The following is a 23783-nucleotide window of genomic DNA, read 5'->3' as shown; positions in this document are numbered from 1 at the left end:
GTGAGGGATTTATCCCTCGCTGATTATTAGCCAGCACCAATTGTGTTTTTGGGGAAGTAACACTCATTTCTTCGCATTCAGTGAGTGTTACTTCCTACAAATAATGGAATAAAAGGGCAGGGGGAACCGTCGTGGTTTCCTTTTTTCTGTTTTTTTAGATAAATAATGGTATAGTAAGAAAAAGGGAATGTTTCTTATAAAAGCGAATGTATACAACAAGACATATGGACAAAAGAATTAGGTGGTTGAAGAAATGAAAATTTTACTGATCATGGAAGAAGCAGAAGAGCGAAGAAGTTTAGCTGAAAAATTTACTGAAAATATAAGGAATGTAGAATGTTTTGAAGCGAATACGGGAGCAGAATCATTATTTATCATGAAAAAGCATACACCAGATTTTGTTTTCTTGAATTCAAAATTACTAGATGGAACTGGTTTTGAATATGCGAGTTTATTAAGGGAAGTAAATTGTTATACGAAATTGATTTTTATGGGTGAAGATATAGAAGAGTCGATTACGGCATTTCGTTTTCAAGCATTTTATTATTTACTACGCCCATTTCGTGAGGAAGATTTGCAATTCCTTTTATATAGAATGTGTAAAGAGCAAGGCGAGAAAGCAAAGAGTTATTTGCGAAAACTACCGATAGAAGGTCAAGAGGGAATTCGGTATATTTTCCCTGAAGATATTGTATATGTAAGCAAAAATAAGGAAAACAAAACGGTTTCAATTTATACAACAAATAATCAGTATATTTCAACATATACACTTCAGGAGCTGGAAAATAAGCTAAATGTATATGATTTTTTACGTGTGCATAAAAGTTATTTAATTAATATGTCATATGTACAAGAACTAAAACCTTATTATAATGGCACATATAATCTGTATTTAGATAAATATGATGAGCAACCGATTCCAGTTAGTCGTAATTATGTGAAACGACTTCGAAATAAGATTGAATTATAGTAGGTAATGCGAATTTTTTAACATGATAAACTAAAAATCCTTCATGATAAGGAGGATTCAAATTAAATATTCAGAAAATTTAGTACAATCCCACTAAGCGATAGTATTGGGGGGATTGTATGTGAAAACATTGAAGTCGATTTTACTATGGGGAGTTATTGCAGCAGTAGGCGCAGGTGCTTTTGGTGTAATAGCTTTATCACAAGGTGAAACTATTAATGCCGTGTGGCTCTTAGTAGCTGCGGTATGTGTGTATGCAGTTGCTTACCGCTTTTATAGTAGATTTATAGCGAGAAAGGTATTTGGTTTAGATAATAATAGGCAAACGCCAGCCCATACATTAAACGATGGAAAAGATTATGTTCCGACAAATAAGTGGGTATTATTTGGGCACCATTTTGCAGCAATTGCTGGGGCAGGCCCTTTAGTAGGACCGATTTTGGCAGCGCAAATGGGATATTTACCAGGGACAATATGGATTATTGTTGGGGTAGTTGTCGCTGGAGCTGTACAAGATTTTGTAATTTTATTTGCTTCGATGAGACGGAATGGTAAATCTTTAGGAGAAATGATTAAAGATGAGATCGGTCCTGTTACAGGGCTTATTGCAATGATAGGCATTTTAGGCATTATGATTATTTTATTAGCGGTATTAGCATTAGTGGTAGTAAAGGCGCTTGTCGGAAGTCCTTGGGGAATGTTTACGATAGCAGCAACGATTCCTATTGCTATTTTAATGGGAGTGTACATGCGCTACATTAGGCCTGGCCGTGTTGGAGAAGGGTCAGTAATCGGAATTATTCTACTTATACTGTCTCTTATTGGAGGACAGTATGTAGCAGAGCATCCAACGCTTGCAAGCATGTTCACGTTTAGCGGTGAAACGATTGCTATTATGCTTATTGTATATGGATTTATCGCATCGGCCTTACCAGTTTGGATGCTTTTAGCACCACGTGATTATTTAAGCACATTTTTAAAAGTCGGAACAATTGTTGGATTAGCAATTGGTATTTTAATTGTAGCACCAGATTTACAAATGCCAGCAGTTTCGAAATTTATCGATGGAACAGGTCCTGTTTTCTCTGGAAACTTATTCCCATTCTTATTTATTACAATTGCTTGTGGTGCGGTGTCTGGATTCCATGCTCTCGTTTCATCAGGTACGACACCAAAGATGATTGAACAAGAGGGACACGCACAGCCAATCGGTTATGGGGCAATGTTAATGGAATCATTTGTAGCCGCGATGGCGATGATTGCAGCTTGTGTATTAACACCAGGAACTTATTTTGCGATTAATAGTCCCGCAGCACTTATCGGTACGGATGTCTCGCAGGCAGCTCAAGTTATTTCCTCATGGGGATTTGCTATTACACCAAATGAACTAAAAGATCTCGCTGTAAACGTTGGAGAGCAAACGATTTTATCACGCACAGGTGGTGCACCAACGTTAGCGATAGGTATGGCGTATATTTTCTCACAAGTAATAGGTGGAACAGCCATGATGGCCTTTTGGTATCATTTTGCAATCCTTTTTGAAGCTCTATTCATTTTAACGACAATTGATGCTGGAACGCGTGTAGGCCGATTTATGATTCAAGATATTTTAGGACATGTATATAAGCCATTTGGGAAAACAGATTCTACATTAGCGAATGTGATAGCTACAACGTTATGCGTATTAGGATGGGGTTATTTCTTATACCAAGGGGTAGTTGATCCGCTTGGTGGAATTAATACATTATGGCCACTTTTCGGTATTGCAAATCAAATGTTAGCAGGTATTGCATTATTACTTGGAACGACAATTTTGTTCAAAATGGGGAAAAAGGCATATGTTTGGGTGACACTTATTCCAACTGTCGGATTGCTTATTGTAACGATGACGGCGGGTTATCAAAAGCTATTTCATGAAAACCCTAAAATAGGATTTCTATCTCATGCAAAGGTGTTTCAGGGAGCATTAGATGAGGGAAAAGTGTTAGCACCAGCTAAAAATGTCGCTCAAATGAAACAAATTATTTTCAATGATTATATTGATGCAGCGCTTTGTGGGATTTTTATGATAGTTGTAATCGCTGTATTAATTTCTGCAATTCGAATTTGGATTCAAGTATTAAGAAATAAGCCGATGCCGTTAAAAGAGGCGCCATATATTTCTAGAGATGAAAGTGAGTCGAGGAACTATGCTTAAACGACTACGGAAAGTATGGGGAAAAAGGAAACACTTTATTAGTTTACTCGTTGGGGTACCAAGCTATGAAACATATGTAGAGCATATGAAAAAGCATCATCCAGAAGAAGAGGTTGTATGTCAAAAGCAATTTTTTGCTGAGGCGCAAGAAGCTAGGTTTAATGCAAAAGGCGGAAAGATATCACGTTGCTGTTAACAAAAAAGGACGAACTTTCGTCCTTTTTTGTTTTTTGCTGTTTCACGTGGAACAGCAAAAAATAAATAAAAGCTTTGGGAATTATAGGGATTTCGTATACAATAAAATAAGGAAAGGGATAGATGGAAAAGTAGGGAGATTATTTTATGTTAAGGGATCTATTTATAAACACAACAATTATTCTTTCCTTTATTTTTATTGGAGGTCAGCTTTTAAGAGACAAGCCATTAAAAGAAGGGTTCTCTTTTTGGCAGAAATGTGTAGTAGGTGTTTTTACTGGAATATTAGGTATATTACTAATGTATTTCGGTGTTCATGTTGGTACTATCCTATTGGATTTACGCTACATAGCCGTCATTCTAGCCGTTATAATTGGAGGACCAATAGCGAGTACTATAGCTGTTAGTATGATTTTAGTAACTAGATTATTATTTATGGATTATTCATTAGCTTCTCAAGTAGCTTTTTATACAATCATTGCGATAGGGATAGGTAGTATCTTTATTTCGCGTATGAAGCTTTCTTTAGCAGAAAAGTGGGCATGGTTACATACATATATTTTATCTATTCTAATCCCAGCGCTATATATATGGTTAATTAAAGACATCCACATAGTGGGATTATATTTATTTTCTAGTATTGTTACAGGATATATCACGTTTTTTAGTGCAAATTACGTATTGCAATCTAATGAGTTATTTCAAACGATGAAGCAATACGCAACGATAGATGCATTAACAGGTCTAGGAAACGTAAGGCAATTTGATTTAGAGATGAATCGTCATATTAGTAATAAACGTATGAAAAATGATTCACTTTGTTTACTACTTATCGATATTGATCACTTTAAGCATGTAAATGATACGTATGGACATCCTGCAGGAGACGAAGTATTAAAACAAGTAGGGCGTATTTTAAGAGAAATTTCAACATTTCCGGATTTGACTTTTCGAAAGGGTGGAGAGGAATTTGCACTTTTGATACCGAAGAGGGAAATAGCTTATGGGATTTGTATGGGGGAGCAAATTCGTACAGCTGTTGAAAAACATTCATTTCAATTGTTAGATGGAACAAAAATAAAAATTACGGTTTCAGTAGGGATTTCAGAGTTTGAGTCATCACCAAATCAATTTATTCAAGCAGCTGATGATGCATTATATTACTCTAAAAGAAATGGAAGAAATCAGGTCAGTTCTGCATCTTAAAGGTAAGATGACCAGAAGATGTAAAGCCCCATAAAAATACCCACAGAGGCAATGTAAGAACTCTGTGGGTATTTTTATTCATATGTTAGACAAGTTCTTTTGATACAACGAATTTACGATATGCACCGTGATGTGTTGGGCCCACGTATTCATTAATTTTGAATGAATAGCGGATAGCCGCTGTGATAAATTCTTTAGCAGTTTTTACTGCTTCTTTTACGGATTTTCCTTTTGCAAGTTCTGCTGTGATAGCAGCAGAATATGTACAACCTGCGCCGTGTGTATTTGTCGTATCAATTTTTTCTGATTCTAGAAGATCGAATGTTTCTCCATCATATAGGACGTCGATTGCAGTTTCTGTACCAAGCTTGCTTCCGCCTTTAATTAGGACATATTTCGCACCTAAAGCATGGATTTTCTTCGCTGCTTCTTTCATGTCTTCAAGAGAATTAATCTTTACGCCACTTAATTGGTAAGCTTCAAATAAGTTTGGCGTTACAACTAATGCTTTTGGCACAAGAACGTCACGTAAGCAGTCATTTGTTTCAGGATGTAATGCTTCATCGGCACCTTTACATACCATAACAGGATCAACTACTACATTTTTGAAATTATGCTTTTCGATTGTTTCTGCAACCATTTCAATAATTTCTACTGATCCAAGCATACCTGTTTTTAAAGCATCTACTCCAACACCGTCAATTGTTGTTTCTAATTGTGGTTTTAATGTAGAAGCTGGGATTGGGAATACGTTATGTGCCCAACCGTTATGTGGATCCATCGTTACGATTGTCGTAAGAGATGTCATTCCGTATACACCAAGTTCTTGGAATGTCTTTAAATCTGCTTGTATACCAGCACCGCCACTTGTATCAGAACCAGCGATAGTAAGTGCTTTATTTAATGTCATTATGAAAGCCCCCTCAAGTGATATAATGAAAACTATGTTTTCACCATTATATCAATGTTACGAATAAGTACAAAGTGAAAAGTAGATGATTTATTTTAGGAGCTATTTAAAATTTTGCGTGTAGGAGACTGATTATGTTTCGAGATAATCGCACAAATGAATTAGTTATATTAAAAGAAATTGCAGAAACACTAAATACATCAAATGATACATACCATGTATTGCAAGCGGTGCTAGAAAAATTGCTTAGTGTAACAGGTTTAACGACAGGATGGATTTTTCTTGCGGATGAAAATGGGAAGTATACGAAGTTGATTGATTACCAGTTGCCAGAGGCACTTACATATGAAAATAAACGTCCGATGTGTGAAGGGGAATGTTGGTGTTTACGTGGCTTTGTGGATGGGAAATTGGAGAGAGCCGTTAATATTATTGAATGTAAAAGAATTAATAATGCAATTGAATATAGTTGGGGAGATACAGAAGGCATTCTTCATCATGCTACGGTTCCTTTAAAGGCTGGAGGAGAAAAGTTTGGTGTGTTAAATGTAGCAAGTCCTGGTAAAACGCATTTTTCGGAAGAAGAATTAGTATTACTTCAATCGGTTGCTTTCCAAATTGGGACGGCCTTAAAGCGAACAAAATTATATGAAAATGAAAAGCGAAGAGCACATTATTATGTGAAATTGGAACGTTTTATTCAAGATTTAAAAACGATTCATAAATTTAATGTATTACCTGAAAAAGTGGTAAATCATATAGGTGAAGTATTTCAATGGAATCAAGTGGCTTTTTTTATTAGGGAAGAAAAGGAATTATCTTTGCGAGCGTCCTATAGTCAGGAAGAGTTACAAGAGGATGTAAAAGAAGCGGCAAAGAAGGCGTTAGAACAAGATGAGCCGGTGCTACTAAAACATCAAATTGGGCATAGTGTACATCTAAATAGAGCTGTTATTGCTACACCAATACATATTCAAAATCATATATTTGGTGTTTTATGTGTTAGTTTGAATAATGGAGAATTTGATGTTAACACAATAGATGTAATCCAAGCGCTATCGAATCATGTCTCGTTAATAATCGAGAATTTAAGATTAAATGAGCAGCGCCGTGAACTTGTACGAATGGAAGAAAGGAATCGGTTGGCAAGAGATTTACATGACTCAGTCTCACAAAAGCTATTTTCGTTAACCTTTATGACAAAAGGCGCTGAGGCAGTTTTAAAAGGTCAAAATGAAAAGGTAGATCAATCTTTGCATGAGATGCGTGAATTAGCACAAGGAGCTTTAAAAGAAATGAGGACATTAATTTGGCAGCTTCGTCCGGCAGGATTAGAGAAAGGGTTATTACCTGCTCTAAAGCAGTACGGTGAAAACTTAGGATTGAAGATTAGGGAGCAAGTTACTGGTGTTCGTGACTTACCTCGTGTAGTAGAAGAAGCACTGTGGCGCATTGGACAAGAGGCGCTAAACAATGTGAGTAAGCATGCAGGTGTAAAGGAAGCGACGATTTATTTTAAAGTAACTGAGAACAATGTATCATTAGAGATAGTGGATCAAGGTAATGGGTTTATAGAAAAGGACATAAAAGAGAAGAAGTCACTTGGCATGACAACGATGCGCGAAAGAGTAGAACTAATTGGTGGAACAATTAAAATTGTAAGTGAAAAAAAACGAACAAGTATAAAAATAAATGTACCATTATGATGTGAAAATGAGGGAAGTTTGTGAAAATAAAAGTATTATTAGTTGATGATCATACAGTCGTTTTAAAAGGATTAGCATTTTTCTTAAGTACACAGGAAGATTTAGAGTTAGTTGGAGAAGCAAATAACGGGAAAGAAGCATTAGTGAAAGTAGGAGAAACAAATCCTGATGTTGTACTAATGGATTTATATATGCCCGAAATGGATGGCGTTGAGGCGACAGCGTGTATCAAAAAAGAATATTCTGATGTGAAAGTAATTGTATTAACAAGCTTTTCTGATCAGGCGCATGTTTTACCAGCGTTAAGGGCGGGAGCAAGCGGGTATATTTTAAAAGATGTAGAACCAGATCAACTTGTTGAGGCAATTCGTAGTGCGTATAAAGGGAATATACAGTTACATCCAGATATAGCAAATACTCTTCTCTCTCAAACATTACCTGTGGAAGAAAAGGAAGAAGAACCTTCTATTCAAGTGGATGTGCTAACGGCGAGAGAAAATGAAGTGTTGCAGCTATTAGCGAAAGGGATGAGTAATAAAGAGATCGCTTCTGTTTTAGTTATTACAGAAAAAACGGTAAAAGCGCATGTAAGTAGTATTTTGAGTAAGTTGAATTTATCTGATCGCACGCAAGCAGCATTATATGCAGTGAAAAATGGAATTGTATAAGACAAAAGTCGTAAGACCTAGTTCGCCTTTAGAAGGTGGACTTTTTTTATGGAAAAATACGTCTATGTGAGGACGAAATTGTCTTGATATAAAGATAAAATATGTTTGTAAGCAACAAAACAACAATTACAAGGGATACCTTTTTTGAAAGCATATAACAACAGAAGAGTGAGTACTAGGAGGAAAAACAATGGCAACAGTTTTATTTGTAAAAGCAAACAACCGCCCAGCGGAACAAGCAGTTAGTGTGAGATTATACGAGGCATTTTTAGCAAACTATAAAGAAGCACATCCAAATGATACAGTAGTAGAACTTGATTTATATAAAGAAGAATTACCATATGTAGGCGTAGATATGATTAATGGTACGTTTAAAGCAGGTAAAGGATTTGATTTAACTGAAGAGGAAGCAAAAGCAGTAGCAGTTGCTGATAAGTATTTAAATCAATTTTTAGAAGCTGATAAAGTCGTTTTCGGTTTCCCATTATGGAACTTAACGATTCCAGCAGTACTACACACATATATTGATTATTTAAACCGAGCTGGCAAAACGTTTAAATATACGCCAGAAGGTCCAGTTGGTCTAATTGGAGATAAGAAGATTGCATTATTAAATGCGCGCGGCGGCGTATATTCTGAAGGTCCAGCAGCTGAAGTAGAAATGGCTGTTAAATATGTAGCAAGCATGATGGGCTTCTTCGGTGCAACAAATATGGAAACAGTAGTTATTGAAGGACATAACCAATTCCCAGATAAAGCAGAAGAGATCATTACAGCTGGTCTTGAAGAAGCAGCTAAAGTAGCAAGCAAATTTTAATTAAAAATAGAATCGTCACTCAAAAAAAGTAGCATTAACAGATAAACGTTAATGCTACTTTTTTATATTTTAAGTTCCTCAGCCAGTTTTTCTAATTGGATTCGATCTTGTATGTAATAGGTTCTTCCGTCTTTTGTTAAGTAATTTTGCTGGCAAAACTGATTTAATACGTATAAAAGATGGCGGTAGCTGACATTTAAGTATTCTGAAGCCTCGGTATGTTTTTCTGTATAACTGTTGTTTTGTTCTGTTAATAGAATAAACGCCGCTAATCGATTTTCGAACGGATAGCTATTGTTTTTAGCGTAACTTTCTGTTCGGCTAATTGTTTTTTCGCCGATAAATTTGCATAATTTCTGTAGAAATATAGCATCTTGCAACAAAAGATGCTGACAATCTTTAAGAGGAAGCGCTAAGCACATACAATCTTCAATCACTGCCACTGTTTTCGTAACGGATTCTACGCCAATTAATCCTAATTCTCCAATGAACGAAGGTGCTTGAATAAAGTTAATTAAGGAGACCTTCCCGTTTTTGTGACTCATATATATTTTCGCTTTCCCGGAAATTAAGTAATAAAGATAAGGAACATCAACGCCTTCATTACATATCCTTTCTTTCTTTTGAAAGGAATGTAGTTCAGCGTAAGGTAAGACATCAAAAGAAAAAAGAGTATGGCAGTTGTAAGTTTGCATGTAATGAGAGATTTCGTCGCTATTTTTGCTGACTTTCATATTTTCACCTCATGTTTAGTATGAGATATCTCCTATTATTTTTACAAGAAGGAATGATACGATTTACGTAAATTTATTTTTGTAGAAAAGAGTGTGTGAAGGGCTTATGAAAAAATATAAAACATTGCTATTTGATGTAGATGATACATTGTTAGATTTTCAAAAGGCGGAGAAAGTGGCGTTACGTATGCTTTTTGAAGAGAAAGGGATTCCTCTAACTAGCGAGGTTGAAGTGCAGTATAAAAAAATTAATAAAAGTCTTTGGGATGCTTTTGAAGAAGGTGAAATCAACCGTGATGAAGTCGTAAATACACGGTTTTCGATTTTGTTTAAAGAATACGGGGAAGAGGTAGATGGGATATTATTCGAAAATAGTTATCGTAGCTACTTAGAAGAAGGAGACCAACTTATGCAAGGTGCGTTTGAATTTATAAATCAAATTCAAAGTGAGTACAATTTATATATAGTGACAAACGGTGTTTCTAAGACGCAAGATAAACGTTTACGTAATGCAGGATTACATGCCTTGTTTAAAGATATTTTCGTTTCTGAAGATACAGGATTCCAAAAGCCGATGAAAGAGTATTTTGATTATGTTTTTGAACGAATTCCTAATTTTTCTCCTAGAGAAGGGCTCATTATTGGGGATTCGTTAAGTGCTGATATGAAAGGTGGATATGTAGCGGGAATTGATACTTGTTGGTTTAATCCAGAAAAGAAATCAAATAATAGCGAGATTGTGCCAACATATGAAGTACAAAATTTTGAAGAGTTATACGCGTTATTGAAGCAACGTGTGTAATAAAAATAGGCAGTGGAACTTTTGTCCCTACTGCCTATTTTTATTCGTTTGTAACTTCGTTGTTTTTAGGCAGTGGAAATGCATTACCAATCGCTGCCGCTCCAAGCATTGGTAATAGTAAATTGAGCGGGAAAAACATGAGTAATAGTAATGTTATAGCAATTGGTTTTCTTAATGCATAGCTTGAGATTGCTGTCGTGACGATGGCTACCGAAGCGATTGGATCTATCGGGATAATGGAAGCTATAGCATATCCGATACTAGATCCAGCAAATATAATTGGGAAAATATGTCCACCGCGCCAACCTGTATTTAAACAAACGGCAGTAATACATAATTTTAAAACACCTGAAAGAAGTAGTACCCAGAAGGATAAGTGACTCCATTCAACGACTAAATCTTTTAATTGGTGTTCTCCTGAGAATAACGTGTACGGGAGAAAAGTTCCTGTAATTCCTAATAAAATACCACCGATAATTCCAAGCGATAGTTTGTATTCCCTGAAGGGATCGATTAATTTCTCTAATGTGAATTCAAATTTGAAATAAAAGAAACCAACTATAGCACCAATACTAGCAAGTGGTAGAAAGGCAATCCATTCATTAAGAGAAAGGGAACCTTCCCCAAAATTAACGATAAAGGATCCGCGATTATCGAATTTACTAAGTAATAAATAAACGGAAAAGCCAGCGAAAGTGGTAGCTAAATATACAATTGCTTTTTTTCCTTTAGAAAATTCGTTAATTTGCTCACCCTCATTTTCATTTGGAGCTAAATAACCGAATAATGGCGCGTTAAAAATTACACTTAAAGTAGCGCCAATTCCAACCTCTGTTAGTTCATTCATTCCTTTTAAGGCAAATGTAAAGCGATCTCCTACCCATGTACAAAGTCCACCGATAATTCCAACAAGTGCTGCTTCGGGACCTAAGCTAGCTCCAAATATTAAAACGATAATCGCAGTTAAAGTAGCTTTATGTATAAAACGGTATTCAATTCTACCTGTTTTTTTATATTCACCCATCACTTCCGGCATAAGACGTGGATATGTGCCGAAGTATTTTTGGGTTAAACCAACGAGAATACCACCGATAGTTGTTACACAAATAGTGTAATACGGGGGAGAAGAGAAAATAGTAGGTAAGTATCCCCAAATAAAGTGAATGCCGATATTTATTGTAACTAAAAATAGCCAGACTGTAGCTCCTACTATAGAGCCTAAAAGAATGCCGTATAGGACGATTATATAGTGCATGTCCTTTGTGTTTGTCATGTGATACCTCCGTTATGTAAGTTTTAATGTCGAAAGGATTAAATATGCTACTGTGAAAGGAATATGTATAGTATCTTTTTGAGAGGTTGGCTTATTCAATATATTGAGGTCTCGTGAGAATTTGAAATGTATACAGTTAAACTACTTACTTAATTTTATATAGTAATCGTGGGTTTTGAAAGGTCTTTTTCAAATAAATATGGAATATATTTCTTTTGTTATGCATGTCAAATTCTTTGTATTTAATTTAGAACATTCAGAAAAACTAATTGACATTAGGAAATTATTGCTATAAAATCAACGGTAATTGCATAGTCTTATCAAGAAAAGGTGGAGGGACAGGCCCGATGAAACCTTGGCAACAGCCGTATAACGGAATTGTGCCAAATCCTGCAGGTAATAATCCTGAAAGATAAGAAAGAGCCTTTAGAGCGTGTTTTCAAACTGCTCCTTTCTTGTTTTCAGGAAAGGAGCAGTTTTTTTATTTTGTATAAAAGAAAGGAGAATGAGAGATGGGAGAATCATGGGGAAAAGGAACAATTTGTGTGCAAGGTGGCTATACACCAAAGAATGGTGAACCGCGTGTTTTACCACTTTATCAAAGTACAACGTATAAATACGATACTTCAGATGATTTAGCAGCGCTATTTAATTTAGAGGCAGAAGGATATATATATACGCGTATTGGAAACCCTACTTTAGCTGCATTTGAGCAAAAGTTAGCGGATTTAGAGGGTGGTGTAGGAGCTGTTGCAACGGCTTCTGGGCAGGCTGCTATTATGCTTGCTGTTTTAAATATTTGTAGTAGCGGAGACCACTTGCTTTGTTCTTCCACAGTTTATGGCGGAACGTTTAATTTATTTGGAGTGAGTTTGCGTAAGCTTGGTATTGACGTTACGTTCTTTAATCCGAATTTAAGTGCTGATGAAATTGTGGCCCTTGCTAATGATAAGACGAAACTTGTTTATGCGGAGTCGTTAGGAAATCCAGCGATGAACGTTTTAAATTTCAAAGAATTTTCAGATGCAGCGAAAGAGTTAGAAGTACCTTTTATCGTGGATAATACATTAGCAACTCCTTATTTATGCCAAGCATTTGAGCACGGAGCAAATATTATCGTTCATTCTACGACGAAATATATTGATGGTCATGCAAGCTCTTTAGGCGGTATTGTCATTGACGGAGGGAACTTCGATTGGACAAATGGGAAATATCCTGAACTTGTTGAACCGGATCCAAGTTATCACGGCGTAAGTTACGTTCAAAATTTTGGTGCAGCAGCTTATATTGTGAAGGCGCGTGTTCAATTATTAAGAGACTACGGAAACTGTATGAGCCCATTCAATGCGTATATTAGCAATATCGGCTTAGAAACGCTGCATTTAAGAATGGAGCGTCATAGTGAAAATGCTCTCGCAGTTGCTAAGTGGCTTGCTAACCATGAACGTATTGAGTGGGTGAATTATCCGGGATTAGATAGTAATGAAAATTACTCGTTAGCACAAACGTATTTGAAAAAAGGTGCTAGTGGTGTTTTAACATTCGGCATTAAGGGCGGATTAGAAGCAGCGAAAGAATTTATCGCAAATGTAAAACTAGCAACTCTCGTAACGCATGTAGCGGATGCACGAACTTGTGTTATACATCCTGCTAGCACAACGCATAGACAATTAAGTGCTGAAGATCAGCGTCTAGCTGGCGTTACATCAGATTTAATTCGTTTATCGGTTGGTATAGAAGATGTTTCTGATATTATTGCAGATTTAGAAGCAGCGCTAGTCGGAGGCAAAGAACATGCCGATCATAATTGATAGAGATTTACCAGCTCGCAAAGTGTTGCAGAAGGAAAATATTTTTGTAATGACGAAGGAGCGAGCAGAAACACAAGATATCCGGGCATTGAAAATTGCTATCTTAAATTTAATGCCTACAAAGCAAGAAACAGAAGCGCAATTACTTCGTTTAATTGGCAACACACCGCTGCAATTAGATGTTCATTTGCTTCATATGGAATCGCATTTGTCCCGTAATGTAGCACAGGAACATTTAACGAGTTTCTATAAAACATTTCGTGATATTGAGAATGAGAAATTTGATGGACTTATTATTACAGGAGCACCAGTTGAAACTCTTTCTTTTGAAGAGGTAGATTATTGGGAAGAGCTTAAACGTATTATGGAGTATTCAAAAAAGAATGTAACATCTACGCTTCATATTTGCTGGGGGGCACAGGCTGGCTTGTATCATCATTATGGTGTTCCAAAGTATCCTCTTAAGGAAAAAATGTTCGGTGTATTTGAACATGAAGTTCGTGAGCAACATGTGAAATTGTTACAAGGGTTTGATGAATTGTTTTTTGCCCCGCATTCTCGTCATACAGAAGTACGAGAGCGTGATATTAGAGAGGTGACAGACTTAACATTATTAGCAAATTCTGAGGAAGCGGGTGTTCACCTTGTTATTGGGCAAGAAGGAAGACAAGTGTTTGCGCTCGGGCATAGTGAATATAGTTGTGATACGCTAAAGCAAGAATATGAACGGGACCGCCAAAAAGGGTTAAATATTGATGTGCCGAAAAATTATTTTAAGCATAATAATCCAAATGAGAAACCGCTTGTAAGGTGGAGGAGCCATGGGAATCTATTATTCTCTAATTGGCTGAATTATTACGTGTATCAAGAAACCCCTTATGTACTATAAAAAGATTGTGTAACACGTGGTAACGTTTTCTTTGTAAAGATTAGCTTGTATTTTTCTGAATGTTCAAAAAACATTGTTTTTCAGATTTTTTACTCATATAATTTCATCTAAACACAATTTTTGAGGGGTGGACAGTATTATGAAAGAAATTCAAGTTGGTTTATTAGGTCTTGGGACAGTTGGTAGTGGTGTAGTTCGTATCATTACAGATCATCAAGAGCGACTTATACACCAAGTAGGTTGTCCTGTAAAAGTAACGAAAGTACTAGTACAAAATATTGAAAAAGAGAGAGAGGTAGAGGTACCTTCTACTCTATTAACACAAGATGCAAATGAAATTTTAGATAATCCAAATATTGACGTTGTCATTGAAGTGATGGGTGGCATTGATGATGCAAAAGTATATATTTTGCAAGCTTTACAAAGTGGGAAGCATGTTGTGACTGCCAATAAAGATTTAATGGCGTTACATGGTGCGGAACTCTTAGCGGTAGCAAAAGATAATAAAGCTGATTTGTTTTATGAAGCAAGTGTAGCTGGAGGGATTCCGATTTTACGAAGTATCGTAGAAGGACTTTCTTCAGATCTTATTACGAAAGTAATGGGAATTGTAAATGGAACGACAAATTTTATTTTGACGAAAATGTCAGATGAAGGGAGAGCATATAACGACGTGTTAAAAGAAGCTCAGCAACTTGGATTTGCAGAAGCAGATCCAACATCAGATGTGGAAGGTTTAGATGCGGCAAGAAAAATGACAATTTTGGCTACCCTTGGTTTCTCTACAAATGTAGAGCTTGGAGATGTGAAGGTAAAAGGGATTACTTCTATTACAGAGGAAGATATTGAATACAGTAAGAGTTTAGGATACACGATTAAATTAATCGGTCTTGCGAAGCGGGATGGTGAAAAATTAGAGGTTACAGTTGAACCGACGCTACTTCCAAATACACATCCTCTTGCGGCCGTGCAAAATGAATATAACGCTGTATATGTGTACGGTGAAGCGGTCGGGGAAACGATGTTTTATGGACCAGGTGCAGGAAGTTTACCGACAGCAACAGCTGTTGTTTCAGATTTAGTAGCTGTAATGCAAAATATTCGATTAGGTGTAAACGGAAATAGTGCGGTATCCCCGCAGTATAAAAAGGTATTAAAAGAGCCAGACGAAATTGTTGTGAAGAAGTTTTTAAGACTTCATGTAAAAGATGAAATTGGTGTATTTGCAAAAATTACTTCATTATTCTCTGAGCGTGGCGTTAGCTTTGAAAAGATTATTCAAATGCCGCTTGAAGAGAAAGGGAAGGCTGAAATTGTAATTGTGACGCATCGTGCGTCTCTTGCTGATTATGATTATATTCTACATACGTTGCAAGGGTATGAAGAAATAGATTGTTTGAAAGCAAACTATCGAATTGAAGGGGATGCTAAGTAGTATCTCCTCTAATAAAAAACCTATTAAGCGGCTTGCTTAATAGGTTTTTTTCTATTCAAAATCTGCGTGCCAATTTGAATAAATGCTTGGATAATCCAGCCTGTTGTAAAGGATAAGATGATTGTTCCAAAATAGATAGGTCCATCTAATAAAAAGCTTAATGTTAAAAATAAAAACGCTAATGAAATTTCTGTTCTTCTAAACGTCCACTTCTTTTTCTCAGCAACTGTCAAAACGAAAGCTTCTTGAGGCGCCGCGCAAAGGTTTGTAGAGACGTAAAGACCGATTCCAGCTCCAACAAATAGATTTCCACAAATAAGTGTTATATATTTTGGAAGAGAGCGGATAGCGTCCATAATAGTGGTAATGGAACCAATCCAATCAACAAAAAGCGAAATAAGAACCATCGTTACAATTGTACCAATTGTTATTTGTTTTTTATTCCAAAAGAGTACGATAAGTGTAAATGCAAAATTAATTATGAAAATCCAAAAACCGATACTTATCCCAAAATTTTGATATAGTGCAATAAAGAAGGAATCATAAGGGCTAAGTCCAAAGGAAGTAATTGTCGTCATCATATTAATACCGATGGCGAGAGTGAGTAGACCGCCAATGAAAAATATATATTCTAATTTGAATCGAAGCATAGTTGTATATCCTTTCAACATGTATTTGCTAGGAAAGGATATATTGTGGAAAGCTTACCAGGTCAAGGGAGAATTTTTGCAGAGAAGGGGAAAATGAGATGACGAATATAAGGAAGATTGCTGAACTTGCTGGAGTATCTGTTTCAACTGTTTCACGTGTACTGAATAATCATCCATATGTGAATGAACAGAAACGAAAAGAAATTTTAGCAATTATAGAAGAATTAAATTATACGCAAAATGTGAATGCAATTCATTTAGTGAAAGGAAAAACGAATGTCATTGGTGTTTTATTACCGCACGTAAATGATCAATATTATAGCGCTATTATCGAGGGAATATCAAAGGAAACAGCAAAGAATAACTATAATATGATGCTTTGTCAGACGAATTATAGTGAGGAAAGAGAATTAGAAATTTTGAATATGTTAAAAATGAAAAAGCTTGATGGGGTTATTATATGTTCTCGAGCAAATAGTAAGGAAAAGCTTGAAGAATATACGAAATTTGGTCCAATTGTTATGTGTGAAGAAATAGACTCGAATTTCATTTCGAGTGTGCATATTGATTACTATAAAGTCTTTTCGCGCGGTATGAAGAGCTTAATAGATGCCGGCCATACAAGTATTGGGTATTGCATTGGAAGAAGTAATAGCATTAATAGTCAGAGAAGAAAACAAGCATATGAGGATTCGCTTCAACAGATTGCTGTAACACCGATAGAAGCCTGGAAGTTTAAGGGCTGTTTTACGGTGGAAGATGGACGTAATGTAATCAGGGAATGGGCCCATATGTCGGTAAAGCCAACTGCATTTCTTGTATCTTGCAATCATATTGCGGCGGGGATGGTAACGGAAGCAAAAAAACAAGGAATTCGTATTCCAGAAGATATTACGATTATCGGTTGTGATGATCAAGATGTCGCAGATATTTTAGGCATTACGACGATTTCGTATTGTAGTAAAAATGTTGGCGTGAAGGCATTTGAATTATTATATGAAAAGATTAATGATGAGAAAATAGATGTAAAGCACGTAGAGTTATCACCAGAATTAGTACACAGGGAAACAACATAATAGAGAAGTTGTGAAAATCGCTTTTCAAAATTGCGTTTGGTATAATTATGGACAATCTATGAGGGCTAAAAGGGGTTTTGATATGAGATCAAAAGTAGTAAAAGTAATTCTACTCATTACAATTGCATCTTTCTGTTTATTTGCATATGGTTTTGTTTCAGGGGTAAATGATGTATTAAATCCGAAAGCTTCAAATTTAATTAAAAAGACCGATGTAGTGGCAAAAGAGAAAAGGAAAACAGGAACATTACAAATCGTTAGTTTAGGTGATTCATTAACACGCGGTGTTGGTGATAAAGAAGGAATTGGCTATATTGGACGGACGAAAGAAGATTTACAAAAAGATTATAAGCAAAAGATTGCCTTAACTAACTTAGCGGTTAGTGGTGCGAAAATGCCTGACTTATTAAAACAAATTGAGAGTAGTGGCGCTCAATATTCAATTAAGCAAGCAGATGTAATCGTTTTAACGATTGGAGGAAATGATTTATTTCCAGGTTGGGAATCGCTTGGAAAGATAGATTTAGAAACATACCGTCCTGATACAGAAACATTCCAGAATGAAGCGAAGAAAATTATAGAAGAAATTCGTAAGTTAAATACAGATAGCCCTATTTTTTGGCTAGGTTTATATAATCCTTTTGAAGATGTAGAAGATTTAAAAGGGTCTTCAAACATTGTTGTAGATTGGAATGCATCTTTAGAAAAATTGGCGATAAATAATAAAAATGTGTATATTACACCGACATTTGATTTATTCCAAAACCGAGGGAAAGATTTATTATACTCCGATCATTTCCATCCGAATGAAGTAGGGTATACATATATGGCGGACCGATTAGTTCAAAATGTTACGAGTAAATTAAAACTAGAACAAGGAGGGGTAAAATGACGACGATACTTTCCGTACGAGACGTGAAGAAGGTAATTGGAAAGAAGACAATTGTAGAGAATATTTCCTTCGATGTAAAACAAGGAGAAGTGTTTGGCTTCCTAGGACCGAATGGCGCAGGGAAAACGACTACCATTCGAATGTTAGTTGGATTGATTAAAGAAACAGAAGGTACGATTTCTATCGGTGGTTATTCTATTAAGGAAAATTTCAGAGAAGCGATGCGTCAAATTGGGAGTATCGTTGAAAACCCAGAACTGTATACATATTTAACGGGATGGGAAAATTTAAAACAATTTGCCCGTATGCTGGGTGATATATCAGATGAACGTATTATTGAAATTGCTCAAATGGTTCATTTGGATGAAAGAATTCACGATAAGGTAAAAACATACTCACTTGGTATGAAACAGCGCCTTGGCATTGCGCAAGCGCTTCTTGGAAACCCAAAATTGCTCATATTAGATGAGCCAACAAATGGTTTAGACCCAGCTGGAATTAGAGAACTTAGGGAATTTATACATAAGCTTGTGAAAGAAGAAAATATGAGTGTGTTTATTTCAAGTCACTTGCTAAGCGAAGTACAAATGATATGCGATCGGGTTGCGATTATTCATAAAGGAAAAATGATAACAGTTGCCAAGGTTGAAGAGTTAATTAAAACAGCAAGTGATCGTGTAGAATGGATTGTTACACCGATTTCTAAGGCAAAAGATATGCTAGAAGATGCTGAAGAAGTAAGAGAAGTGAGTATAGAAGGTGACCGATTACTATGCCGCATGGATATCTCATCTATAAGTAGTTGGAATAGACACTTTGTAGAAAATGGGATAGATGTGCATAGTGTTAAGGAGCTTGTATTTACGCTAGAAGATTTATTTATTGAACTCACAAGGGGTGAGCAGCATGCGTGAATTTGCGAATCTAGTCTTAAATGAATCGGAAAAAATTTATCGTAAGAAACGTATTTTTGTTGTCATGCTTATTTTAGCAATCTTGATTCCACTTTTCGTGTATGCGCAGTATCGTGAAGTAGAAACGACACAGAAAAGACTAGGTACAACGGATTGGAAAGTTTCATTACAACAACAAATTGTTGATTCTCAAAACCGCTTGAATAACTCTAGATTACCAGAAGAATGGCGTGATTGGCTAAAGGTAAGAGTGGAGCAGCAACAATATTATTTAGATCATGATATTAACCCGATGGCACCGGGCGCACCAACTTTTGTAAGGGCGTTTATTGAGCAAGGAATTACATTGTTTATTCCGCTTCTTGTCATGATTGTCGCTATTGACATTGTTTCAGGAGAAAGAAGTGATGGAACGATGAAAATGTTGCTCACGCGGCCGATTCGGCGCTGGAAAATACTCCTGAGTAAGTACGTGACGATGTTATTTTTCATTTCATTCATACTGTTTCTTGTTGGTCTGTTTGCTTACGTATTATCAGGGCTTGTATTTGGATACTCAGGATGGAATTTACCTGTGTTAACAGGATTCGTCATTGATAAGGAAACGTTAAATACAAACTTTGTGCATCTTATTCCGCAGTGGCAATACATCTTAATGGCGTACGGATTAGCTTGGTTCGTTGCTATCGTTGTCGGAACTATATCATTTATGGTTTCTGTTTTAATTCGAAATACACCAGCTGGTATGGGCATTATGCTAGCCGCATTAATCGCAGGTGGTATTTTAAGCTCATTCGCAACATCTTGGGAAGGTGCGAAATATATTTTTAGTGTGAATTTATCATTAACGGATTATTTATCAGGAAAACTACCTGCATTACAAGGTTTATCCATGGGATTTTCTTTAATGAATTTAACTGTTTGGGGAGTTGTATCTCTTATTATTTCATTTGTAGTATTTACAAAGCAGGATATGGTGAATTAATTGAACAGGAAGTGAAAGTATGGAAAATGTTTTAAAAAATGATTGGGGACCATTATTGGCACCAGAATTTGAGAAAGAATATTATCGCAAGTTGGCTGATTTTTTGAAAGAAGAGTATAGTACACATGTTGTTTATCCGAAGGTAGAAGCTATTTTTAACGCTCTTCAGTATACAAGTTATGAAAATACAAAGGTTGTTATTTTAGGACAAGATCCATATCATGGACCGAATCAAGCGCATGGTTTAAGTTTTTCTGTACAACCTGGTGTTAAAACACCACCATCATTGTTAAATATGTATAAAGAACTTCGAGATGAATATGGTTATGAAATTCCGAATAACGGTTATTTAGTAAAGTGGGCAGAGCAAGGAGTATTACTACTAAATACAGTATTAACAGTTCGTCAAAGTGAAGCAAATTCTCATAAGGGAAAAGGATGGGAACACTTCACAGATCGTGTGATTGAACTGTTGAATGAACGTGAAAAGCCAGTTATTTTCATATTGTGGGGACGTCATGCACAGGCGAAGAAAAAGTTAATTACAAATTCAAATCATCATATTATCGAATCTGTACATCCAAGCCCGTTGTCAGCAAGACGTGGTTTCTTTGGTAGTAAACCATACTCTAAAGTAAATACGATTTTAGCTAATATGGGTGAAAGGAAAATTGATTGGGAAATTCCAAATTTGTAAATAAAAAAGGTAGTTAACAGTCGTTAACTACCTTTTTGTTATCATTGTTGCTCGTTCTTTAATTTTGCATCTAGTACAAAAGTACCGAATGGGATAACTGATGAAACAAATGCCCCAAGTGCCCATGCAATTGATTTGCGGTGTACGATTGTTACTTGAATTACCGCAAAGATAAATAGAATAAATAAAACACCATGAGCCATACCTGTAATTTTAACGGCTGTTGCAAATCCTGCAAAATATTTTAATGGCATTGCTACAAATAATAGTAATAGGAAAGAAATCCCCTCAATTAAGCCGATTGCTCTTAATCGTCCGATTGGTGTAGATAACATAAAGTAGCCTCCTTTAACGTATGCTTGTTTATAGTAAATTTGTATTCTTTTTCAAAATAAAATAGTCTATTTTGTTTCATTATATACAAAAAGAAAGTTTACACTACGAGAATAGTGCAAAGTTCAAAATATAGTCACAAAAACATGAGAATTTAAATAAAAACCTATTTGAAGTGTTTGACTTCAAATAGGTTTTATGGGTGAAAATATTAAACGAGCGCTTCTCTTTTTAATACAAATTTCTCTACAACTTTTGCAACACCATCGTTCATATTTGTATCTGTTACGTAGTTTGCAATTTCTTTAATATCATCTGGTGCATTGCCCATTGCAACACCAAGACCAGCGAATTCAATCATTGCCTGGTCGTTATAGCTATCGCCCATTGCGATAACTTCTTCACGCTTAATGTCTAGCTTTTGAATTAATTGGTTTAAGCTCGTTCCTTTTGTAACACCAGCTTCAGTAAATTCTAAGAAGAATGGTTTCGAACGCATAACGCTTAATTGACCTTCTAATTGTTTTTGTAGTTTCTTTTCTACTACAACAAGGCGTTCAGCTTCTTTATTCATTAATACTTTTACTACAGGCTCTTTAACAGCAGCTTTAAAGTCATCTACTACAACAATTGGCATACCAGTAATATCGCCCTCAATTTCAGTATAAGGATTATTTTCTTCCGTTACGATAGCATCGCCAATGTAAGTATGAATCCATACATCTTCATTTTTACTAATTTCAAATAGGTTGTGAACGATTTCAGGAGATAGCGTACTACTAAAGATTTCTTCGTTTGTTTTACAGTTAATAATTTTTGCGCCATTAAAAGATAGAATGAAACTACCGTATTCTTCTAAACGAAGTTCTTTCGCTACATTGCGCATACCAAACGTTGGACGTCCAGAAGCAAGTACAACTTTTACACCTTGCTCTTGTGCAGTCATTAGAGCCTCTTTCGTACGAGGTGAAATGGTATGGTCGTCACGTAATAAAGTATCATCTAAGTCTAAAACAATCATTTTATAAGTCATATTGAAAATTCCTCTCTTTGTTGAAATAGAAATAAAGTTTTATGAAGATATTGGGGAATATATAGTAAGACATCGAACTTCTTTATGTGAAGCTAGGAGAAGTTCTGTGTTTTTAGTATAAATTATCACGAGCACGTTGCCCATGATAATTTATACTGCTAATGCCCGATCGGTGAGAGCTAATCATTAGTAAAGATGAATAGCTCTCATTGATTAAAGTTTAACTTTATCATTATCGTAACAACTCTAAAGATAGAGTGCAATAATGGAAGTTTTCCAATTTACGATGGTTGTTTTTCTGTAGAACGAGAAAATAGTATTTCGAGCAAAATTGCCATTACAGATCCGAGAACAAGACCATTACTTAAAAACGATGCTAGAAACGGCGGGAGTGTAGAAAATGCTCCTGCTGGAACAAACATAACTCCGACTCCTGTAAAGATTGAAAGACCTGCTACTTTAAATAACCGTTCTTTATCTTGTACTGTTTCGTATTCGCGAAAGGCAAGACCAATCATGCTTGCAAATACAGGGTAAATGGCAGCATATCCGACTGCGACAGGTATCGCCGCAAAGAATGAAGTAATCTTTGGGAATATACTAACAGAAATAATAAAGCTTGACCCTAACATAAATGGGAGTCGTTTATAAATATTAGTCGTTGCAATAAATCCTGCTGATCCAGAAATCGCAACAGGTCCAATAGCTGAAAAAAGGCCTCCTAGTAATTGATTTATTCCTGTTATAATACCGGCTTGTTTGAAACGATCTGGTGCTGCATTCTTTTCATACTTAGAGACAATCCTTTGCACAACGCGAATACTTGCTAACATATTTGTTAGAAGTAATAGTGTAACGAAAACTACCGTAATTGCCATGTTCCATTCAATACGAGGCATTCCGAAAACAAATAGAGACGGAAAACGGATTATATCTGTCACAGGCGTTACTGGATTTGATAATCCGAAGCATGCGAATAATATCCAGCCGCAGACGATACTGAAAAGAACGGAATATTGTCCAATAATAGGTAGCTTCATGATGAAAAAGGATAGTAAAATAACAATGAGTGAAAGAATAAATACGTCAGCTTGTACCTCTGTATGTTGTCCGTCAAGACCGAACATTCCCTTTAAGAAGGACCCGCTAAGTTGCGCGACAAGAAGAAATAAATATGTTCCAATGACTGTCGGTGTAAAATAGCGGACTAGTTTATCGATTAGTCCAAAAACACTAAGAATAATACAAATGATACCACTTAATAGGAAAGCGTACTGAAGGACTTTAAGCGTTTCATTGCTGGATCCAAATAATACGACACCTAAACTTGCATAAAGGGAGAAAATACCCCACCAAAGTCCAGCAGGACCTTCTTGAATAGGAAGTTTATGCCCAAATATAGCTTGCAGTAGGCCAGCAAAGCCAAGAACAAATAATGTTCTTTGTACGAATGCAATAGCTTCAGCGCCATCGAGACCATAATTAGTTGCGACGCTAATTGGTACAATAAGGCTTCCAGCTAAAATAAATAGTGCCCATTGTAAGGCGGAAAGAAATGTTTTCATTATATCAACCTCTTTCATAGATTCC

23 protein-coding genes and 1 riboswitch are annotated in these 23783 nt (G+C 36.0%); of the genes, 16 read left to right on the top strand and 7 right to left on the bottom strand.

What is annotated here, in order from left to right; translation table 11 throughout:
* The first annotated feature begins 253 nt into the window (after positions 1–253).
* From JDS82_RS19370 to JDS82_RS19355, 4 genes are all read left to right on the top strand, one after another.
* Entirely contained in the window at positions 254–970 is a 717-nt protein-coding gene (locus tag JDS82_RS19370) for a LytR/AlgR family response regulator transcription factor (RefSeq protein WP_000698269.1), read from the top strand.
* 121 nt (positions 971–1091) lie between these two features.
* Complete coding sequence (gene cstA / locus JDS82_RS19365; protein WP_046958589.1) at positions 1092–3167, top strand: carbon starvation protein CstA; 2076 nt, start codon at positions 1092–1094, stop codon at positions 3165–3167.
* The gene (locus JDS82_RS19360; RefSeq protein WP_000919820.1) at positions 3160–3363 is read left to right on the top strand and encodes a YbdD/YjiX family protein; all 204 of its coding nucleotides are present in this window, start codon (positions 3160–3162) and stop codon (positions 3361–3363) included. Before cstA ends, JDS82_RS19360 begins: the two co-directional genes overlap by 8 nt.
* A gap of 146 nt (positions 3364–3509) precedes the next feature.
* Complete coding sequence (locus JDS82_RS19355; protein ID WP_199713773.1) at positions 3510–4568, top strand: GGDEF domain-containing protein; 1059 nt, start codon at positions 3510–3512, stop codon at positions 4566–4568.
* 85 nt (positions 4569–4653) lie between these two features.
* Here the strand turns inward: JDS82_RS19355 and pdxK are convergent, their stop codons facing one another.
* A complete protein-coding gene (pdxK, locus tag JDS82_RS19350; RefSeq protein WP_000174240.1) occupies positions 4654–5478 on the bottom strand; it encodes a pyridoxine/pyridoxal/pyridoxamine kinase in 825 nt (274 codons plus the stop codon).
* A 134-nt stretch (positions 5479–5612) separates the two neighbouring features.
* On the opposite strand from pdxK, the gene JDS82_RS19345 reads away from it, so the two are divergent.
* The 3 genes from JDS82_RS19345 (at position 5613) to JDS82_RS19335 (ending at position 8669) form a co-directional block, all read left to right on the top strand.
* Entirely contained in the window at positions 5613–7184 is a 1572-nt protein-coding gene (locus JDS82_RS19345; protein ID WP_000488146.1) for a GAF domain-containing sensor histidine kinase, read from the top strand.
* A 20-nt stretch (positions 7185–7204) separates the two neighbouring features.
* Positions 7205–7852 (top strand): response regulator, encoded by a 648-nt coding sequence (locus tag JDS82_RS19340; RefSeq protein WP_000695805.1) that lies wholly within the window; start codon positions 7205–7207, stop codon positions 7850–7852.
* A 190-nt stretch (positions 7853–8042) separates the two neighbouring features.
* Positions 8043–8669, top strand: a complete 627-nt coding sequence (locus tag JDS82_RS19335) for an FMN-dependent NADH-azoreductase (protein ID WP_199713772.1) — start codon at positions 8043–8045, stop codon at positions 8667–8669.
* Positions 8670–8731: 62 nt separating this feature from the next.
* Here the strand turns inward: JDS82_RS19335 and JDS82_RS19330 are convergent, their stop codons facing one another.
* A complete protein-coding gene (locus JDS82_RS19330; RefSeq protein ID WP_199713771.1) occupies positions 8732–9403 on the bottom strand; it encodes a transcriptional regulator YeiL in 672 nt (223 codons plus the stop codon).
* A 106-nt stretch (positions 9404–9509) separates the two neighbouring features.
* Between JDS82_RS19330 and JDS82_RS19325 the strand changes: the two genes are divergently transcribed.
* Positions 9510–10205: a YjjG family noncanonical pyrimidine nucleotidase gene (locus tag JDS82_RS19325; RefSeq protein ID WP_199713770.1), complete on the top strand. Its 696-nt coding sequence runs from the start codon at positions 9510–9512 to the stop codon at positions 10203–10205.
* Between the two features lie 40 nt (positions 10206–10245).
* Here the strand turns inward: JDS82_RS19325 and JDS82_RS19320 are convergent, their stop codons facing one another.
* Positions 10246–11478, bottom strand: coding sequence for a chloride channel protein (locus tag JDS82_RS19320; protein WP_048560457.1), 1233 nt, complete (start codon positions 11476–11478; stop codon positions 10246–10248).
* A gap of 314 nt (positions 11479–11792) precedes the next feature.
* Positions 11793–11897: riboswitch (SAM riboswitch) on the top strand.
* A gap of 93 nt (positions 11898–11990) precedes the next feature.
* Between JDS82_RS19320 and JDS82_RS19315 the strand changes: the two genes are divergently transcribed.
* The 3 genes from JDS82_RS19315 (at position 11991) to JDS82_RS19305 (ending at position 15613) form a co-directional block, all read left to right on the top strand.
* Positions 11991–13289 carry a bifunctional O-acetylhomoserine aminocarboxypropyltransferase/cysteine synthase gene (locus JDS82_RS19315; RefSeq protein ID WP_000504750.1) on the top strand — a complete coding sequence of 433 codons (1299 nt, stop codon included), beginning with the start codon at positions 11991–11993 and terminating at the stop codon, positions 13287–13289.
* A complete protein-coding gene (gene metA / locus JDS82_RS19310) occupies positions 13273–14178 on the top strand; it encodes a homoserine O-acetyltransferase MetA (RefSeq protein ID WP_001121552.1) in 906 nt (301 codons plus the stop codon). The genes JDS82_RS19315 and metA overlap by 17 nt, the downstream gene beginning before the upstream one ends.
* Before the next feature lie 139 nt (positions 14179–14317).
* On the top strand, positions 14318–15613 hold the full coding sequence (locus tag JDS82_RS19305; protein WP_000659111.1) for a homoserine dehydrogenase: 1296 nt from the start codon (positions 14318–14320) through the stop codon (positions 15611–15613).
* Between the two features lie 23 nt (positions 15614–15636).
* Here the strand turns inward: JDS82_RS19305 and JDS82_RS19300 are convergent, their stop codons facing one another.
* Positions 15637–16263: a YczE/YyaS/YitT family protein gene (locus JDS82_RS19300; protein WP_064449091.1), complete on the bottom strand. Its 627-nt coding sequence runs from the start codon at positions 16261–16263 to the stop codon at positions 15637–15639.
* A 98-nt stretch (positions 16264–16361) separates the two neighbouring features.
* Between JDS82_RS19300 and JDS82_RS19295 the strand changes: the two genes are divergently transcribed.
* The 5 genes from JDS82_RS19295 to JDS82_RS19275 are packed head-to-tail and all read left to right on the top strand — an operon-like array spanning position 16362 to position 20827.
* A complete protein-coding gene (locus tag JDS82_RS19295) occupies positions 16362–17339 on the top strand; it encodes a LacI family DNA-binding transcriptional regulator (RefSeq protein ID WP_000181971.1) in 978 nt (325 codons plus the stop codon).
* 10 nt (positions 17340–17349) lie between these two features.
* Entirely contained in the window at positions 17350–18231 is an 882-nt protein-coding gene (locus JDS82_RS19290) for an SGNH/GDSL hydrolase family protein (protein WP_170771082.1), read from the top strand.
* Entirely contained in the window at positions 18228–19145 is a 918-nt protein-coding gene (locus JDS82_RS19285; protein ID WP_000207734.1) for an ABC transporter ATP-binding protein, read from the top strand. Before JDS82_RS19290 ends, JDS82_RS19285 begins: the two co-directional genes overlap by 4 nt.
* Positions 19138–20130, top strand: coding sequence for an ABC transporter permease subunit (locus JDS82_RS19280; RefSeq protein ID WP_048566732.1), 993 nt, complete (start codon positions 19138–19140; stop codon positions 20128–20130). Before JDS82_RS19285 ends, JDS82_RS19280 begins: the two co-directional genes overlap by 8 nt.
* Positions 20131–20149: 19 nt before the next feature.
* A complete protein-coding gene (locus JDS82_RS19275) occupies positions 20150–20827 on the top strand; it encodes a uracil-DNA glycosylase (protein ID WP_000432536.1) in 678 nt (225 codons plus the stop codon).
* Between the two features lie 41 nt (positions 20828–20868).
* Here JDS82_RS19275 and JDS82_RS19270 read toward each other — a convergent pair whose 3' ends face one another.
* From JDS82_RS19270 to JDS82_RS19260, 3 genes are all read right to left on the bottom strand, one after another.
* Positions 20869–21162 carry a DUF3817 domain-containing protein gene (locus JDS82_RS19270; RefSeq protein WP_000953389.1) on the bottom strand — a complete coding sequence of 98 codons (294 nt, stop codon included), beginning with the start codon at positions 21160–21162 and terminating at the stop codon, positions 20869–20871.
* A gap of 209 nt (positions 21163–21371) precedes the next feature.
* Positions 21372–22193 (bottom strand): Cof-type HAD-IIB family hydrolase, encoded by an 822-nt coding sequence (locus JDS82_RS19265; protein ID WP_048566731.1) that lies wholly within the window; start codon positions 22191–22193, stop codon positions 21372–21374.
* 281 nt (positions 22194–22474) lie between these two features.
* The gene (locus JDS82_RS19260; RefSeq protein ID WP_048566730.1) at positions 22475–23758 is read right to left on the bottom strand and encodes a purine/pyrimidine permease; all 1284 of its coding nucleotides are present in this window, start codon (positions 23756–23758) and stop codon (positions 22475–22477) included.
* Positions 23759–23783 lie beyond the last annotated feature (25 nt).

The organism is Bacillus cereus group sp. N14 (assembly GCF_016483555.1).
GTDB classification, from domain to species: domain Bacteria; phylum Bacillota; class Bacilli; order Bacillales; family Bacillaceae_G; genus Bacillus_A; species Bacillus_A wiedmannii.
Note: the sequence above shows the minus strand (reverse complement) of the source record. Positions and strands in the feature narration are given on the sequence as shown.